Here is a 16,097-nt window from a genome sequence, read left to right as displayed (position 1 = left end):
CGCGGTTACTGCTTGCTCATCTCCACCGTCATGGTCACGCCCATCGCGGTCAGCTCGTACTTGAGCACGCCGTTCTCGTACGTGAACGTCTTCGTCGGGTCGCCGGAGGCGAGCATGGCGCTGTCGGTCTGGGTGGTGTCGTTCGCCGAATCCCAGGTGTGGGTCTGCGCGCCATCGGCGGGCGGGACGTAGGTTCCGGCCCAGTAGAGAGCTGTGGTGGACTCTGCGTCGTTGACCCAGTTGATCGTGATCTGCTCACCGGAGATGGTCGCGGCCTGATAGCTGTCGGCGCTGTTGGAGTTCGTCTGCTTCCATTCGCCGGTCATGTCCAGCGGCTCTGCGGGAGCCTCCTGAACCTCCTCCACGGGCGCAGAAGAGGTTGCACCAGACGTGGCGGTCCCGTCCGTGTCACCTCCTGCGGTGGCGGAGCAGCCGGTGAGGATGAGTGCGAGGACAGCGAGTGATGCAAGGCGGTGTTTCATGTGCGCAGGCTATTGCCCCGACCCGACATCCCCCGGATCAGTAGATGAGCTCGGCGGGGAGGTGCGCGCCCTGTCATCTTCTCCGACGCGGCGCACAATGTCCTCGCTGCTGCCCTGAGCGGGGTTCAGCCGCCGATGTAGCTCTCGACAGTCAGCGCGCCCCCGGCCGCGGTGCACGCTTCACCGAGCGGTGCCATCGCCGCGTACCACTCTTCCGTGTTGATCCCGGAGGTGTCCATCGTCCCGGAAGGGATCGGCGGGGCGATCCCTTTGAGGGCGGTCAGGGCGTCGCTGACCGCACCCTGCCCGGTGGTGGGCACCCGATCCAGCACACGCGTCGCCAAGCGGTACCACCCGTCGTACTCCTGCTGCAGCATCCGCCCGGACTGCAGGCCGTTCTCAGCGGTCGTGATAATGGTGAGCACATCCGCGAACGCGACGCACGAAGCGGCATCCGCGTCGGACGGTTCCGCCGTCGGCGAAGCGGCAGGCACATCGACGATGACGGGCTCCGCCGTCTCATCGGGGGCCGCCGGCGCGGAGCATCCGACGACGGAGAACGCCATCGCGAGCACGCCGGCGGTGAGGACAAGAGGCTTCATGGGGGTGAGGGATCTGGTCATCACCGAAGCATACGTGCCACCTCGACACCGGCTCCCGCGCACAGCGCGCTCCACGTCACCGCCCGGCCTCAGCATCCCCTGCGGCCGCAGCCACTTCGGGCGGTGACCCCGAGCACGTCATGCGGATGAGGGCGTTCTGCATCTCGCTCCGCGGGTCGAGTGTCCACGACGCGCCGTCGTCAGGCCACGCGCTGCGGCGTGTCCTGGACACTCGACGATGGGCTGACCTCCAGAGACTGGCGGCCGGGCGTGGTCTCGCGTCCGGTTCGGGACGACGGGACCGGTCTGGCCACAACGAGGCGTCCGCCCCGCACCCGCGCGCTACGGTGAGGACGTGACCTCACAGCCGCGGTGTCCGCATTGTCGCCACTTCCTCTACCTCGACCGGCTCACGTGCCCCGAGTGCGGGGCCGACCTCGGCTACTCGATGCTCACGCGGCAGTTCCACGGTCTGCGGGGCAATCAGACCGTGATCGACGGACGCACGTGGTACACGTGCTCGAACCGGGAGTGGTCGTGCAACTGGCTCGTACGAGAGGACGCACCGGCCGGCCGATGTTTCTCGTGCCGATTGACGCGCACACGTCCTGCTTCCGACGACACCGTCGCCCTGGAGAAGCTGTCGAAGGTCGAAGAGGCCAAACGCCGCCTGCTGCTGCAGCTCGGTGATCTCGGGCTCCCGATCGTCGGGTGGGATCTGCGGGAGGGCGGCCTCGGCTTCGACCTCATCTCGAGCCTGTCCGAAGGCCGACCGGTCATGATCGGGCACGCGAACGGCATCATCACGATCGATCTCGCCGAGAGCCTCGACGACCGTCGGGAGGCCATGCGGGTGCGCCTGGGCGAGCCCTACCGCACGATCCTCGGCCACTTGCGACACGAGGTCGGGCACTACTTCCAGAACGTGCTGCTCACCGACGACGAGGCGTGGGCGCGCTGCCGCGCGCTCTTCGGCGACGAGCGCGCGAGCTATCAGGACGCGATCACCCGGCATTACCGGTACGGCGCACCGGAGGACTGGCACGAGTCGTTCATCTCCGAGTACGCCACGATGCACCCGTGGGAGGACTTCGCCGAGACCTTCGCTCACTACCTGCACATCACGGGGACCCTGCAGACGGCGGCGGCGATCGGCATCCGCCTCGACGCCGCAGTGACGAGCATGCGCGACGTCGACGTCGTACCCCGCGAGTCCTACGAGGACGAACCGGTGCAGCGACTGCTGACCGACTGGGAGTGGATGTCGCAGGCGTTCAACCGCATCAACCGGGCGATGGGATTCGGTGACCTCTACCCGTTCGAGATCGTCCGGCCCGTGCGCGAGAAGCTCGCGTTCATGCACGACATCGTGACCCGCGCGCCGCTCACACCCGAGCAGCAAGAGGCGCTCGCGACCCCGTGGACCCAGGAGCTGACATGACATCCGTCGCCCGCGGCCAGCGCGTCATCGGACCGGCGACGCACTACGTCGAGAACCAGCCGCCCGTACGAACAGAGATCGACGAGTACGGCGCGAACACGGCTCTCCGTGACGCCGTGACCACCTTCGGCGCCGCGTGGGCGCACGACGAGCTCCACGACGTCGGTCGGCTGGTCGGGTCAGCGGACTTCCAGCGCGACGCGACACTTGCGAACACGCACTCGCCCGTCGCGCATCCGCATGATCGCTGGGGCTTCCGCCTGGACGAGGTCGACTACGACCCCGCCTACCACCGGATCCTGGGCCAGGCGATCGCGCACGGCGCCCACAGCCCCGTGGAGGACCGTGCGGGCGCCGCCGTCGCGCGCGCCGCGACGTTCCTGCTGTTCGCGCAGGGCGAGGCCGGCCACGCATGTCCGGTGTCGATGACCCACGCCGCGGCATCCACGATCGCTCTGTCGGAATCGATCGCCGCCGACTGGATGCCGCGCATGTCGTCTCGGGAATACGAGCCGCGTCTGCTGCCCAATGAGGAGAAACGCAGCGCGTTGATCGGCATGGCGATGACCGAGAAGCAGGGTGGATCGGACGTCCGCGCGTCCACGACGGTCGGCACGTTCATGGGCGGACACAGCTATCAGCTCACTGGCCACAAGTGGTTCTGCTCCGCGCCCATGTCGGACGCGTTCCTCGTGCTGACCCGGACGCGGCGCGGGAACGTGGATGAGGGCCTCTCCTGCATCTTCGTGCCGCGGCTCCTGCCGCGCGGCATGCGCAACGTCTTCCGCATCCAGCATCTGAAGGACAAGCTCGGCAATCGATCCAATGCCTCGGCCTCGATCGAATTCGACGGCACCGTCGGCTTCCTCATCGGCGAACCGGGACGCGGTGTGCGAGCCATCAGCGAGATGGTGCAGCGCACGCGGATGGACTGCGTCCTGGGCACAGCCGCCGGCATGCGCCAGAGCGTGGCCGAAGCCGTGTGGCATGCGCGCGGACGTGCGGCATTCGGGCGGATGCTGGTCGATCAGCCCGCGATGACGACCGTGCTCGCCGACCTCGCGCTCGAGTCCGAGGCGGCCATGCTCACAGGGCTGAGGCTCGCTGACGCGTTCGACGCGGACGCCTCGGACGAGGACGCGGCATTCCGGCGCCTTGCGACGCCCGTGGCGAAGTACTGGGTGACCAAGCGCGGGCCGCACCATGCCTACGAGGCGATGGAGGTCCTCGGCGGCAACGGCTACACCGAGGACTTCCCGCTCGCGCGCCGCTACCGCGAGCAGCCGGTGCTGTCGATCTGGGAGGGCTCGGGGAACGTCGTCGCCCTCGACGCCCTGCGGGCGCTCGGCCGCGAGCCGGAGTCCGGTGACGCGCTGATCGCCGAACTGCAGATCACCGCAGGGGCATCCCCACTTCTGGACGCCCACCTCGCCCGCACCGAATCACTCCTGCGCGCCGTCACCGGTGCGACGAACGACAACGCCGAGCGCGACGCCCGTCGGATGTGCGAAGCACTCGCACTCGCCCTGCAGGCCTCGCTCATGCTCCGGTACGCGCCGTCCGTCGATGCAGAGGCCTTCATCGGCGCGCGGCTCGGCGAGGATCGCGGTTGGCAGTACGGCGTCCTTCCCCGCGGGACGGACGCCGCGGGGATCCTCGCGCGGCACTGAGCCGTCAGCGAGCTAGGACGCGACGGGTTCGATGAGGTCGGGCGTGTTGTTGCGGACGTTCCCGACGGCCTTGCCGACCACATGGTCATCGAGGGTCTTGGCGACGGCCGGGGCGGCGTCGATCGCGGCGTCCAGGACGTCCCGCACGTTCTCGGTCGTGGGATCCAGCCACGCGTCGGCGTGATCCGGATCGAGGAAGAGCGGCATCCGATCGTGAATCGAGCCCAGCCGACCGATCGAATCACGTGTCAGGATCGTGAAGCTCAGCATCCACCGATCGGGATCATCGTCAGCCAGAGCCGGGTTCTTCCACCATTCGTAAAGGCCGGCGAAGAACAGCGGCGAGTCGTCGGACGGGTGGATGTAGTGCGGGATCTTCGTGCCGTCGACGCTCTTCCACTCGTAGTACCCGGATGCCGGCACGACGGCGCGACGCTTCTCGAGAGCCTTGCGGAACATCGGCTTGTCCTCGAGCTCCTCCGAGCGTGCGTTGAAGGCGCGCGCCCCGATCGCGGGATCCTTGGCCCACGCCGGAACGAGTCCCCAGCGCGCGGTCTCCAACCGACGCGTGGGGGGCTCGGTCTTCGCCGAATCGAGGACGATCGCCACCGGCGAGGTCGGCGCGATGTTGTAAGAGGGCTCCGGCAGGTGCTCGGAGACCAGGTCGGCCCGCAGCACCCCGACGAGCTCGGAGCCCACGTTCGCCACCACGAAACGTCCGCACATGCGTCAGAGCCTACGCGCGGCCTCCGACGCGCCGCTCAGCGCTCCAGGATGCCGATGTCGGTCAGGCGGTCGGCGAGGCCGGCACCGTCGGACTCGGTGACCCAGGGCACCGAGGCCGCGGTGTGATCGTCGACCGCGGTGCGTCCACCGGCCAGCACGGCTTCCGCGGGCGAAAGCCGCCGGATCGCGACCGCGGCGACGTTGTCCGGGAACTCGCCCGCGAACGTCGTGTAGATCGCGTCGTCGTGCTGGCCGTCGTCGCCGATGAGCAGCCACTTCACGTGCGGGAATTCCGCCGCAAGGCGGCGGAGGTTGGAGAGCTTGTGCGCCTTGCCGCTGCGGAACCACCGGTCGTGCGTCGGCCCCCAGTCCGTGAGGAGGACCGACCCGGACGGGAAGAGGTGACGCCGCAGAAACCGGATGAGCGTCGGCGCGACGTTCCATGCTCCGGTGGAGAGGTAGATCACGGGGGAGCCGGGCTCGTCGCGGACGAGACGCTCCATGAGGACCGCCATGCCCGGAACCGGCTGCCGCGCGTGCTCGTTCACCACGAACGAGTTCCACGCCGCCAGCAGTGGCCGAGGGAGCGCGGTCACCATGACGGTGTCATCCACGTCGGACACGATGCCGAACGTCACGTCCGGTCCCACGACGAACACCCGCGTCTCGACGGGCTCGCCACCTTCCACCGACATCTCCAGCGTCTGCCAGCCTGCCGGCAGCTTCGCCGGGATCTCCGCGTCGATCACCCCGCCGCGATCGGCCACGACCTCGTGCACGGCGCCCCCGATCGTGATCCGCACCTGCGCGTACCCGACCGGAACCGAGGCGAAACTCCGCCAGCCGCGGACGCTCGCGTACTCTCCTCCCTCGAGGAGGGGCACCGGCGGCACGATGAGCACACGACCGAGTACGCGCACCCAGTCCGGCCCGCCGTAGCCGGGGAACGGGGTCGCAGACGGTGTGAGTCCGCGGGCGCGCGCACGCCGTTCGCGCCACGCGTGGAAGCGATACTCCAGGCGGGCGAGCCACAGCACTTTGCGCCGGACGGGGACGGGCTCCGGGGAAGGCATCCCCTCAGTCTTCCATGTCGCCTGTCCGGGGCAGGGCATCCGGCTGCGATCCGGGAGCTCCGTCGTCGGCACCGAGATGCTTGCGCTCGGCCCGCTCGATGACTTTCTTGCTCGCGAACACGAGCAGCAGGAACACGACGATGATGCCGACGAAGATGTAGCCCGCGAAGTGCAGCTGGTCGGCGAGCTCGCGATAGGTCCCGGCGGCGACGGCGGCGACGGACACGTACAGGCTCGCCCAGATCACGCACGCCGGAACGGTCCAGGCGAGGAAGCGCCGATAGGAGTAGCCGCTCATCCCCACGGTGAGCGGCACGAGCGAATGGAGCACCGGGAGGAAGCGGGAGATGAAGATCGCGGGACCGCCACGGCGACGCAGGTATCGCTCCGAGCGCTCCCAGTTCGCGTCCCCGATGCGCTTCCCGAGACGCGAGTGCCGGATCGCGGGCCCGAGCACGCGTCCCAGCCAGAACCCGACGCTCTCACCGAGCAGAGCCCCGATCACGACCGCGACGATCAGGACGACGCCTTCGAGAGGGGAGGCGACCGCCGTCCCGGCGACGATCACGATCGTGTCCCCGGGGACGACCAGCCCGATCAGCACGCTGGTCTCCAGCATGATCGCGACCCCGGCCAGAACCGTCCTCAGCACGGGATCGACACTCTGCACGGCGTCGAGCAGCCACGTGAGGAACTCGTTCACACCGGAAGCTTAGAGCGGTCGGTGCGCCTCTACTCTGAGAGGATGCCCGCCTCTCCGACCGCCGTGCCCGTCGGCGACTGGCGGGAGCCGGCATCCGTGCACGCTGCGATCTGCGGGAACGATCCGCACTCGTTCTGGCTGGATGCCGGTCCCGACGCGGTCGAGGGATGGAGCTGGGTCGGCACCGGGATCCCGGAGACGGATCCGTCCCGGGTGCGCGCGGTGCCGCTCGCATCCCGGACGCCCGATGAGTGGGCGGCGGGCCCGTTCCGGGGTGGTTGGGTCGGCTGGGTCGGGTACGACGAGGGCGCGCGCCGAGCCGGTGCGCCGGGGTCGGCATCCGGTTCCGCGTCCGAGGAGGAGACGTGGCTGGCCGTCGAGTCCTTCGTCGCGTTCGATCACTCCGCGCGCCGGGTGTGGGCGATCGGTCCCGCCGAGGTGGCGACCGCGCTCGCGGAACGGGTTCGCGCCGCGACTGCGGCGCCGACGGTCGCCGATGCGCCCCCCACGGTCGCGACGGCGCGCGACACCCCCGACGAATACGCCGTGCTCATCGGCCGATGCCGCGAGGCCATCCGACGTGGAGACGCGTATCAGCTGTGCCTCACGACGCGGTTCGAGATCGCCGGTGTCGTGGATCCCGTCGCGGCCTTCCGACGGCTGCGTGCCCGGACACCCGCGCATCACGGGGGGGTCATCCGCGCGGATACCGTGGCTCTGGTCAGCGCCAGCCCCGAGCGCTTCCTCGAGGTGCGCGGTGCGGTCGTGCGCACGAGTCCGATCAAGGGGACGCGCCCACGCAGCGCCGATCCCGGCGAAGACGCCGCTCTCGCGGCCGAGCTCCGGGCGAGCGAGAAGGAGCGCGCCGAGAACATCATGATCGTCGACCTCATGCGCAACGATCTCTCCCGCGTGTGCGAGCCGGGCAGCGTCGCGGTCGACGACCTCCTCGTCGTGGAGTCCTATCCCGCGGTCCACCAGCTCGTCAGCACGGTCTCGGGGACACTCCGGGCGGGCACGACGCTCGGTGCACTCCTGGAGGCGGGCTTTCCCGCCGGGAGCATGACCGGCGCACCGAAACTCTCCGCGATGACGATCCTGCACGACCTCGAGCGGGGACCGCGGGGGGTTTTCGCGGGGTGCTTCGGATGGGTGGGCCACGACGGCGCGCTCGATCTGGCGATGGTGATCCGCTCGATCGTGATCCGCCCCGGGGGTGCGTACGTCGGTGCCGGGGGAGGGATCACGTGGCGTTCGGATGCCGCCGCCGAGGTCGCCGAGGTCGGTGTGAAGGCCCGCGGGCCGCTGGCTGCGGTCGGGGCGGACCTGCCCCACGGCTGGTGAGGCGACGGTCCGGTAGCCTGGAAGACGCGCTCCGCGCCAGATCTTCCTTTCCACGATTGGTTTCCGCTCCGTGTCCCAGACCCCTCCGCCCGACACCACCGCGCCCGCAGACGGGGGCGGATACGATGCGTACGCGATCCAGCAGAAGTGGCAGGCGCGCTGGGCGGAGTCCGACCCGTTCCGCGCCGGCGGCACCGGGGACTCACGGCCGCGCAAGTACGTGCTCGGCATGTTCCCCTACCCTTCGGGCGACCTGCACATGGGGCACGCCGAGAACTACGCGTACGTCGACGTCGTGGCCCGCTTCTGGCGCCACCGCGGCTACAACGTCCTGAACCCGATCGGATGGGACTCGTTCGGCCTTCCGGCCGAGAACGCCGCGATCCAGCGCGGTGCGGACCCGCGCGAGTGGACGTACGCGAACATCGAGCAGCACAAGAAGAGCTTCCGCGAGTACGGCTCGTCCTACGACTGGTCGCGGATCCTGCACACGAGCGACCCCGAGTACTACCGGTGGAACCAGTGGCTGTTCCAGCTGCTGTACGAACGGGGGCTGGCATACCGCAAGGAGAGCCCGGTCAACTGGTGCCCGAACGACCAGACGGTGCTCGCGAACGAGCAGGTCGTGGACGGTCACTGCGAGCGGTGCGGCGCGGAGGTCGTGAAGAAGAAGCTCACGCAGTGGTACTTCAAGATCACCGATTACGCCGACCGTCTGCTGGACGACCTGAACCAGCTGGAAGGCTTCTGGCCGCAGAAGGTCATCCGGATGCAGCGCAACTGGATCGGCCGTTCGGTCGGCGCCGACATCGACTTCGAGATCGAAGGGCACCCCGAGAAGGTCACGGTCTTCTCCACGCGGCCGGACACCCTGCACGGGGCGACCTTCATGGTCGTCGCGCCGGACAGCGATCTCGCTGCGGAGTTGGCCTCCGGCTCGTCGGCCGAGGTGCGCATGCGCTTCCAGGACTACCTCACCAACGTGGGGCGCTCGAGCGAGATCGAGCGACAGAGCACCGACCGACCGAAGACCGGGGTGTTCCTGGAGCGGTGGGCGATCAACCCGATCAACGGCGAGCGGCTGCCCATCTGGGCCGCCGACTACGTCTTGGCCGACTACGGCCACGGCGCCGTGATGGCCGTGCCCGCGCACGATCAGCGCGATCTCGATTTCGCGCGCGCCTTCGATCTGCCCATCAAGGTCGTGGTCGACACGACCGCTCCGATCACCGGCGCGATCCCCGTGATCGAGCTCGACGAGAACGGGGAGCCGTCCGAGAGCGCTCTGGAGGAGTCGCTGGCCGATATCGATCCGGCCCGCACCGGCATCGCGCTGACCGGCGACGGTCGCATGATCAACTCCGGGTCGCTGGACGGGCTCTCCAAGCGCCACGCGATCGCGCGCATCACCGAAGAGCTCGCCGCCGCGGGAACCGGACGCGCGTCGAAGTCCTACCGCCTCCGGGACTGGCTCATCTCGCGCCAGCGATTCTGGGGCACGCCCATCCCGATGATCCACACGCAGGACGGGCGGATCGTGCCCGTCCCCGCCGATCAGCTGCCGCTGACGCTGCCGGATGCCGAGGGGCTGGATCTGACGCCGAAGGGGACGTCGCCGCTCGGCGGCGCGACGGAGTGGATGACCACGACGGATCCCGAGACGGGTGAGCCGGCGCTGCGCGACGCGGACACGATGGACACCTTCGTGGACAGCTCGTGGTACTTCCTGCGCTTCCTGACGCCGAATGACGCGGACGAGGCGTTCTCGACCGCGGAGGCCGCGAAGTGGGCACCGGTGGATTCCTACATCGGCGGCGTGGAGCACGCGATCCTGCACCTGCTGTATGCGCGCTTCATCACGAAGGTCCTCTTCGACGCCGGGCTGGTCGATTTCACCGAGCCCTTCTCCAGCCTGGTCAACCAGGGCATGGTGCTGCTCGGCGGGTCGAAGATGTCCAAGAGCAAGGGGAACCTCGTCGAGTTCTCGGCGAGCATGCGCGAGCCGGGCGCGGACGCCGTCCGCACGGCGATCGCGTTCGCCGGACCCGTCGAGGACGACATCAACTGGGAGGACGTCTCCACCACCGGCGCGCAGAAGTTCCTCGCGCGGGCGTGGCGGGTAGCCCACGACGTGCAGAGCGACCCCGACGTCGTGTGGGCCGAGGGAGACGAGTCCCTGCGGCGGGTCACGCACCGCCTCCTCGCCGATGCTCCGTCCCTCGTCGAGCAGACGAAGTTCAACGTCGTGGTCGCCCGCCTCATGGAACTCGTCAACGCGACCCGGAAGGCGATCGACAGCGGTCCGGGCAAGGCCGACCCGGCGGTGCGCGAGGCGGCCGAGGTGACGGCGATGGTCCTGGACCTGTTCGCGCCGCACACCGCGGAGGAGATGTGGGAGACGCTCGGGTACGAGCCGTTCGTCGGCCTCGTGCCATGGCGCGCACCCGACCCGACCCTGCTCGTCGAGGACACCGTGACCGCGGTCGTGCAGATCGACGGCAAGGTGCGGGCGACGCTCGAGGTCTCCGCCCGCATCGATGCGAAGGATCTCGAGGCTCTCGCCCGCGCCGACGCGCGCGTGCAGCGGGCATTGGCCGGACGGGAGATCATGCGCGCGGTCGTCCGTCCGCCCAAGGTCGTGAGCTTCAGCACGAACTGACGCGGCGCTCCTCCCCAGGGCGCGGTCGATCACAGCTGTCCACCGACTCGACCCGCGGGCACCCCACCGGTCCGGCGGTGACCTAGCTTCGGCAGGGTGTCGGCGGACGAGAGTGCACGCGGCGACGCCCGAAGTCCCCGTGCCCGGCTGGGCCTGGGTGCGGCGGTCGTCGTCGTGCTCGTCGCGCTCACGGTGACCGTCGGGATCGGTGTCGTCCGCGGCGCCCTGGCGCCGATCGAAGCCGTTCCGGTCGAGAGCGGCAGCGGGTCGGTCACGATCGACGGCGACGCCCCCGCGGATGCCGGTCGGCCGGCATCCGTCTTCGTCCATGTCTCCGGCGCGGTCGCCGCACCCGGGCTGTACGTCCTCGACGACGGCGCCCGCGTGGTCGACGCGATCGCCGCCGCCGGCGGGTTCACCGCCGAGGCGGATGAGTCCGCGGTGAACCTCGCCCGCCCGCTCAGCGACGGCGAGCAGGTCGTCGTCGCGGTCGTGGGAGGCGCACCGCCCTCGACCACGGCCGGACCCGCAGGGGACGGGAGGGTCAACCTGAACACCGCCGACGCGGCGGCGCTGGACACCCTCCCGCGCATCGGGCCCGCCCTGGCCGAGCGGATTATCGAATGGCGCGAATCCAACGGGCGGTTCACAAGCGTGGAGGATCTGCTGGCGGTTCCCGGCATCGGCGAGAAGATGCTCGACGCGTTGCGCGACGCGGTGACGGTGTGAGCAGACCGGTGGGCCTGCGCCTGGTCCCGGTCGCCGCTGGCGCATGGGCGGTGGCGCTGCTGGTGACCCTGCTGCCGTCGGCGTCCCCGGTCGTGGCACTCGTCCTGTGGGCGTCCGCGATCGGTGCGCTCGGCGTCCACACGGCCCGGCGGTACGCGCGCCGTTCGCCGCGGGTGGGACGAGCGAGGCTGTGGACGATCCTGATCCTGAGTCTTGTCGGGGCTGCCGTCGTCGCCTCCCACGTCGCGATCGCACAGCCCCCGCGCGTGGCGGCGGAGCGGTTCGGCCTCGAGGGCGGCCGCGCGCTGGTGATGCGGGCCGAGGTCACAGGGAAGATCGAACGGCGCGCATCGGGGGAGTGGGAGTTCGATGCGGTCGCCACGCGGCTCTCCACGGGGCGGGACAGCAAGCCCGTCCGCATCGATGTCTCGATCCGCGTGCGGCCGGACCTCGTCGATACCGCGGAGCGACTCGATGTCGGTGCCGTCGTCGAGGCGAGCGGCACCGCCCGCCGCGCGCCGGTCGGGTCCCGGGCGGTCCTTCTCGTGAGCGCGACCCGCGGCGTGGTGGTGCGCGACGGCCCGGCGGGCCCGCTCGCGGTCGCCGGAGACCTGCGACGCGGGCTCGCACACGCGTCCGCAGGTCTCCCCGAACCCGGCGCGGGACTCATCGCCGGCCTCGCGGTGGGGGACACATCGGCGGTCGGGCCCGATCTGGACGCGGCGATGAAGGCGTCCTCGCTCTCCCACCTGACCGCGGTCTCCGGGGCCAACTGCGCGATCGTCGTCGGCATCGCCTTCCTCCTCGTCGCGATGCTCGGCGGTTCGCGGCGCGCGCGGGTGATCGGCGGCACCCTCGCGCTCACGGGATTCGTCCTGCTGGTCACCCCCGAGCCGAGCGTCGTCCGCGCGGGGGCGATGGCGTTGATCGCGATGCTCGCCCTGATGCTCGGGCGCACGTCCGCAGGGATCGCGGTGCTGAGCGTGGCGGTGACCGTGCTGCTGGCGGCGGATCCGTGGCTGGCGTCGTCGCTCGGTTTCGCACTGTCCACCGTCGCCACGGCGTCGCTGCTGCTGTGGGCACGACCACTGGCTCACGGGATGAGCAGGCTCCTGCCGCGATCGCTCGCTCTCGCGCTGTCGGTCCCGCTGGCGGCACAGCTGGCCTGCGGCCCCCTGCTCGTGGTCATCACGCCTACCGTGCCGATGTACGGCGTCGCCGCGAACCTCCTCGCCGCACCGGCAGCGCCCGTGGCGACGATCATCGGTCTCGCTGCGTGCCTTGCGGCTCCGATCCCGATCCTCCAGGCGGGGCTGACCGCGATCGCCTGGCTCCCCGCCGCGTGGATCGCCGCCACAGCCGAGGTCTTCAGCCGCCTACCCGGCGGACAGCTGCCCTGGCTCGACGGGCCACTGGGCGTCCTGACCCTCGCCGCGGTGAGCGTGTCGATCGGACTTCTCGTCGTGGTGGCGCCGCGCGCGTCACGCCCGCCCCGCTGTCGCCGGCTGCCGCGTGTCCGGATCGCCCGCGGCGCTGCGGCGATCGTCCTCGCGCTCACCGTCGGCATCGTGGCCGGCGGTGCCGCGCTCGACGGCGTCGCCGGTCGATTCACCCTCCCTGCCGGCTGGAGCGTCCTGGCGTGCGACATCGGCCAGGGAGATGCGGTCATGGTGCGCTCGGCGGGTGCGGTGGCGCTCATCGACACCGGGCCGGATCCGGCGCTGCTGGAGGAGTGCCTCGCGCGCGCCGGGATCGGCCGGATCGATCTGCTCGTCCTCACTCATTTCGACCTCGATCACGCCGGCGGTGTCGCCGCCGTCGTCGATCGCGTCGACACGACCCTGCACGGGGTCGTCGGCACGCCGGACGCCGCTCGTGCCCTTCGCGATCTCGAACGCGCCGGCTCACGGATCGTGGCGGGCCACGCGGGTCAGAGCGGCATCCTGGGTGCGGCGCGGTGGCGGATCCTGTGGCCGCCGGCCGGAACGCGGGCCTTTCCTCCGGGGAACGACGTGAGCGTCGTGGTCGAGGTCACGGGCGGCGGGATGCCGGCATCCGTCTTCCTCGGAGATCTCTCGCGCGCGCCGCAGACCGCACTGGTGCACTCCGGCGCGCTCGCGCCGCCGTACGACCTCGTGAAGGTCGCCCACCACGGCAGCGCCGATCAGGACCCCGAGCTGTACGAACTCCTCCGGCCCCGCGTCGCGGTGATCTCGGTGGGCGCGGACAACACGTACGGGCACCCGCGTGCCGAGATCCTCACGATCCTGCGCGGCCTCGGCACACGGATCGCCCGGACGGATCGCGCGGGCATCGTGGCGCTCTGGAGGGAGGGGAGCGGGGTGGTGCTGTGGCGCGAGCGCGCCGAGGACGTCGCACCCGCTCGCTAGGCTGGAGTCATGGCCACCAGCGCGCGACGGGCACCGGCAACGCGCGCGAAGAGCGTCATCCCGCAGATCTCGTGGCGTGCTCCGCAACCGGCGCCGATCGTGCTCGTGAGCGGCCCCGAAGACGTGTGCGCAGAGCGGGCGACCTCGGGCATCCGCGAGTATCTGCGTGCGGAAGACCCCAGCCTCGAGGTCACCGACGTCCGCGCCGACGACTATGCCGCCGGGACTCTGCTCGCCGTGAGCTCACCGTCCTTGTTCGGCGAGCCGCGTCTGGTCCGGGTGAGCGGGGTGGAGAAGTGCTCCGACTCCTTCCTGTCCGAAGCGCTGTCGTACCTCGCCCTGCCTCAGGAGGGGGCGACCGTCGTCCTCCGACACACGGGTGCCACCGTCCGCGGCAAGAAGCTGCTCGATGCGATCCGTGCCGGCGAAGGCGGCGGCATCGAGATCGCGTGCCCCGCCATCAAGCGCGACTCCGACCGCTTCGACTTCGCCGCGGGCGAGTTCACCTCGGCGCGCAAGCGCATCGCACCGATGGCTCTGCGCACGCTCGTCTCCGCGTTCGCCGACGACCTCACCGAGCTCGCCGCCGCGTGCCAGCAGCTGATCGCCGACGTGCCCGGCGACGTGACCGAAGACATCGTCGAGCGCTACTACGGCGGACGGGTCGAGACATCGGCGTTCGCGGTCGCCGACACCGCGATCGCCGGTCGCTACGGCGAAGCGCTCGTGGCACTGCGCCACGCCCTCGCCTCGGGGGCCGATCCCGTTCCTCTGGTCGCCGCGATCGCTTCCAAGCTCCGCACGATGGCGCGGGTGGCCGGTCACCGTGAACCCGCTGCCGCGCTGGCCGCCCGGCTCGGCCTGAAGGACTGGCAGGTCGATCGGGCGCGACGCGATCTTTCCGGCTGGAGCGATGCGACGCTCGGCATGGCGATCCAGGCCGCCGCGCAGGCGGACGTCGATGTCAAGGGCGGTTCACGGGACAGCGTCTTCGCGATCGAGCGTCTCATCACGATCATCGCGACCCGGGCGCCGTTCGGCAGCGCCTGACCCACGCTCGGCCGAGCCCGACAGACGACGAAGGCCCGTCCCCGGGGGGACGGGCCTTCGTGTGATGACCGGTGTCGGTCGGGCGCTCAGAGCGCCGCGACCTGCTTGGCGATCGCCGACTTGCGGTTCGCGGCCTGGTTGGCGTGGATGACGCCCTTGCTCGCGGCCTTGTCCAGCTTCTTCGTCGCGCGGACGAGTGCCTTCTCAGCGGCGGCCTTGTCGCCGGCAGCGACGGCCTCGCGAGTGCGACGCACCTCCGTGCGCAGCTCGCTCTTCACGGCCTTGTTGCGCTCGTGCGCCTTCTCGTTGGTCTTGTTGCGCTTGATCTGCGACTTGATGTTTGCCACGTTTGTCGTCGGTCTTTCGTTTCGAAGGATTCGGTGAGTGCCGGCCGACAGAAGAGGGCTGTCGTTCGGCGGTCGTGAGGGTCGCCCCACACGCAAGCCAATCACCGAGTCTATCAGGTCGGGGAAGCCACCTCTGACTCGCGCCGCTCGAGCGTCCGGACGGCGAGGTTCAACACGGCGGTGAAGACCTCCGGCCGCATCACGGTGACGTGATGGGTCGTGCGCGGGACGACCACGAGTTCGGCGTGCGGCGCCAGCCGCAGGAAGAGTCGTTCGTGCACCCGCAGCTGATCGTACTGGCCGTTCACGAACCACAGCGGGACGCGGATGCGCTGCACAGCAGCCAGGAGGTCCAGTGCCGAGAGACTGCTCAGGGCGACATCCTGCGTGTCCAGCGCGTAGCCTCCAGCGCCGAAATCGTCGCGCGTGTGCGCGGGAAGGATGCGGTCGAGCATGCGGTTCGTGAGCCACATCCCGCGATCGGGCAGCGCGTCGAATCCGCGCGCCAGCGCGCGGTAGGCGCTCAGCGCGACCCCGCGCGGCAGCGACGTGCACGATGCGGCGACGAACCCCGCGACCGGCGGCGGCTCCTCGGCCCCGACGTACTCGGTGCACAGCAGCCCGCCCATCGAGTGCCCGACCAGGAGGACGGGGCCGCGGGAGGCGGCATCCCGCACCGCGTCGTCGATCGTCGCGAACGCCCCGGCGAGGGTGAACCGCTCGGCCATGCGCGCTCCGTGGCCCGGCAGATCGACAGCGACGGCGCAGACCCCGCGTTCCTGCAGAGAGACGACCTGGGAACGCCACATGGTGGCGGACGTGCGGATTCCGTGCACGAGCACGACCTGCACAGCCATCGGTCCAGGATACGGGCCGGTAGA

General features: G+C 70.2%; 14 protein-coding genes. 7 read left to right on the top strand and 7 right to left on the bottom strand.

Going from position 1 to position 16,097, the window contains the following annotated elements; translation table 11 throughout:
* Nucleotides 1–5: 5 nt before the first annotated feature.
* Complete coding sequence (locus AB0P18_RS07390; protein WP_363359513.1) at nt 6–482, bottom strand: hypothetical protein; 477 nt, start codon at nt 480–482, stop codon at nt 6–8.
* Nucleotides 483–607: 125 nt separating this feature from the next.
* On the bottom strand, nt 608–1,105 hold the full coding sequence (locus tag AB0P18_RS07385; protein ID WP_363359512.1) for a hypothetical protein: 498 nt from the start codon (nt 1,103–1,105) through the stop codon (nt 608–610).
* Between the two features lie 334 nt (nt 1,106–1,439).
* Between AB0P18_RS07385 and AB0P18_RS07380 the strand changes: the two genes are divergently transcribed.
* Both AB0P18_RS07380 and AB0P18_RS07375 read left to right on the top strand, forming a co-directional pair.
* A complete protein-coding gene (locus tag AB0P18_RS07380) occupies nt 1,440–2,525 on the top strand; it encodes a putative zinc-binding metallopeptidase (RefSeq protein ID WP_363359511.1) in 1,086 nt (361 codons plus the stop codon).
* The gene (locus AB0P18_RS07375) at nt 2,522–4,195 is read left to right on the top strand and encodes an acyl-CoA dehydrogenase family protein (protein ID WP_363359510.1); all 1,674 of its coding nucleotides are present in this window, start codon (nt 2,522–2,524) and stop codon (nt 4,193–4,195) included. Before AB0P18_RS07380 ends, AB0P18_RS07375 begins: the two co-directional genes overlap by 4 nt.
* A gap of 12 nt (nt 4,196–4,207) precedes the next feature.
* Here AB0P18_RS07375 and AB0P18_RS07370 read toward each other — a convergent pair whose 3' ends face one another.
* The 3 genes from AB0P18_RS07370 to AB0P18_RS07360 are packed head-to-tail and all read right to left on the bottom strand — an operon-like array spanning nt 4,208 to nt 6,697.
* Nucleotides 4,208–4,921, bottom strand: a complete 714-nt coding sequence (locus tag AB0P18_RS07370) for an SOS response-associated peptidase (protein WP_363359509.1) — start codon at nt 4,919–4,921, stop codon at nt 4,208–4,210.
* Nucleotides 4,922–4,956: 35 nt separating this feature from the next.
* Nucleotides 4,957–5,994: a phosphatase domain-containing protein gene (locus AB0P18_RS07365; RefSeq protein WP_344053798.1), complete on the bottom strand. Its 1,038-nt coding sequence runs from the start codon at nt 5,992–5,994 to the stop codon at nt 4,957–4,959.
* A gap of 4 nt (nt 5,995–5,998) precedes the next feature.
* Nucleotides 5,999–6,697 (bottom strand): DedA family protein, encoded by a 699-nt coding sequence (locus AB0P18_RS07360; protein ID WP_344053796.1) that lies wholly within the window; start codon nt 6,695–6,697, stop codon nt 5,999–6,001.
* A gap of 42 nt (nt 6,698–6,739) precedes the next feature.
* On the opposite strand from AB0P18_RS07360, the gene pabB reads away from it, so the two are divergent.
* The 5 genes from pabB (at nt 6,740) to holA (ending at nt 14,869) form a co-directional block, all read left to right on the top strand.
* The gene (pabB, locus tag AB0P18_RS07355) at nt 6,740–8,041 is read left to right on the top strand and encodes an aminodeoxychorismate synthase component I (RefSeq protein ID WP_344053795.1); all 1,302 of its coding nucleotides are present in this window, start codon (nt 6,740–6,742) and stop codon (nt 8,039–8,041) included.
* 70 nt (nt 8,042–8,111) lie between these two features.
* Entirely contained in the window at nt 8,112–10,700 is a 2,589-nt protein-coding gene (leuS, locus tag AB0P18_RS07350) for a leucine--tRNA ligase (protein WP_363359508.1), read from the top strand.
* Nucleotides 10,701–10,796: 96 nt separating this feature from the next.
* On the top strand, nt 10,797–11,429 hold the full coding sequence (locus AB0P18_RS07345; RefSeq protein WP_363359507.1) for a ComEA family DNA-binding protein: 633 nt from the start codon (nt 10,797–10,799) through the stop codon (nt 11,427–11,429).
* Nucleotides 11,426–13,819: a ComEC/Rec2 family competence protein gene (locus tag AB0P18_RS07340; protein ID WP_363359506.1), complete on the top strand. Its 2,394-nt coding sequence runs from the start codon at nt 11,426–11,428 to the stop codon at nt 13,817–13,819. The genes AB0P18_RS07345 and AB0P18_RS07340 overlap by 4 nt, the downstream gene beginning before the upstream one ends.
* Before the next feature lie 9 nt (nt 13,820–13,828).
* Nucleotides 13,829–14,869, top strand: coding sequence for a DNA polymerase III subunit delta (holA, locus tag AB0P18_RS07335; RefSeq protein ID WP_344053787.1), 1,041 nt, complete (start codon nt 13,829–13,831; stop codon nt 14,867–14,869).
* A gap of 86 nt (nt 14,870–14,955) precedes the next feature.
* On the opposite strand, the gene rpsT is transcribed toward holA, so the two are convergent.
* Together rpsT and AB0P18_RS07325 are read right to left on the bottom strand one after the other, a co-directional pair.
* Nucleotides 14,956–15,216 carry a 30S ribosomal protein S20 gene (gene rpsT, locus AB0P18_RS07330; protein ID WP_344053785.1) on the bottom strand — a complete coding sequence of 87 codons (261 nt, stop codon included), beginning with the start codon at nt 15,214–15,216 and terminating at the stop codon, nt 14,956–14,958.
* A gap of 113 nt (nt 15,217–15,329) precedes the next feature.
* Entirely contained in the window at nt 15,330–16,073 is a 744-nt protein-coding gene (locus AB0P18_RS07325) for an alpha/beta hydrolase (RefSeq protein WP_363359505.1), read from the bottom strand.
* Nucleotides 16,074–16,097 lie beyond the last annotated feature (24 nt).

The sequence above is a fragment of the Microbacterium sp. NPDC064584 genome, assembly GCF_040687315.1.
Taxonomy (GTDB): domain Bacteria; phylum Actinomycetota; class Actinomycetes; order Actinomycetales; family Microbacteriaceae; genus Microbacterium; species Microbacterium lacus.
The sequence above is the reverse complement of the archived record's forward strand: the minus strand, read 5'-3'. Positions and strand labels throughout refer to the sequence as shown.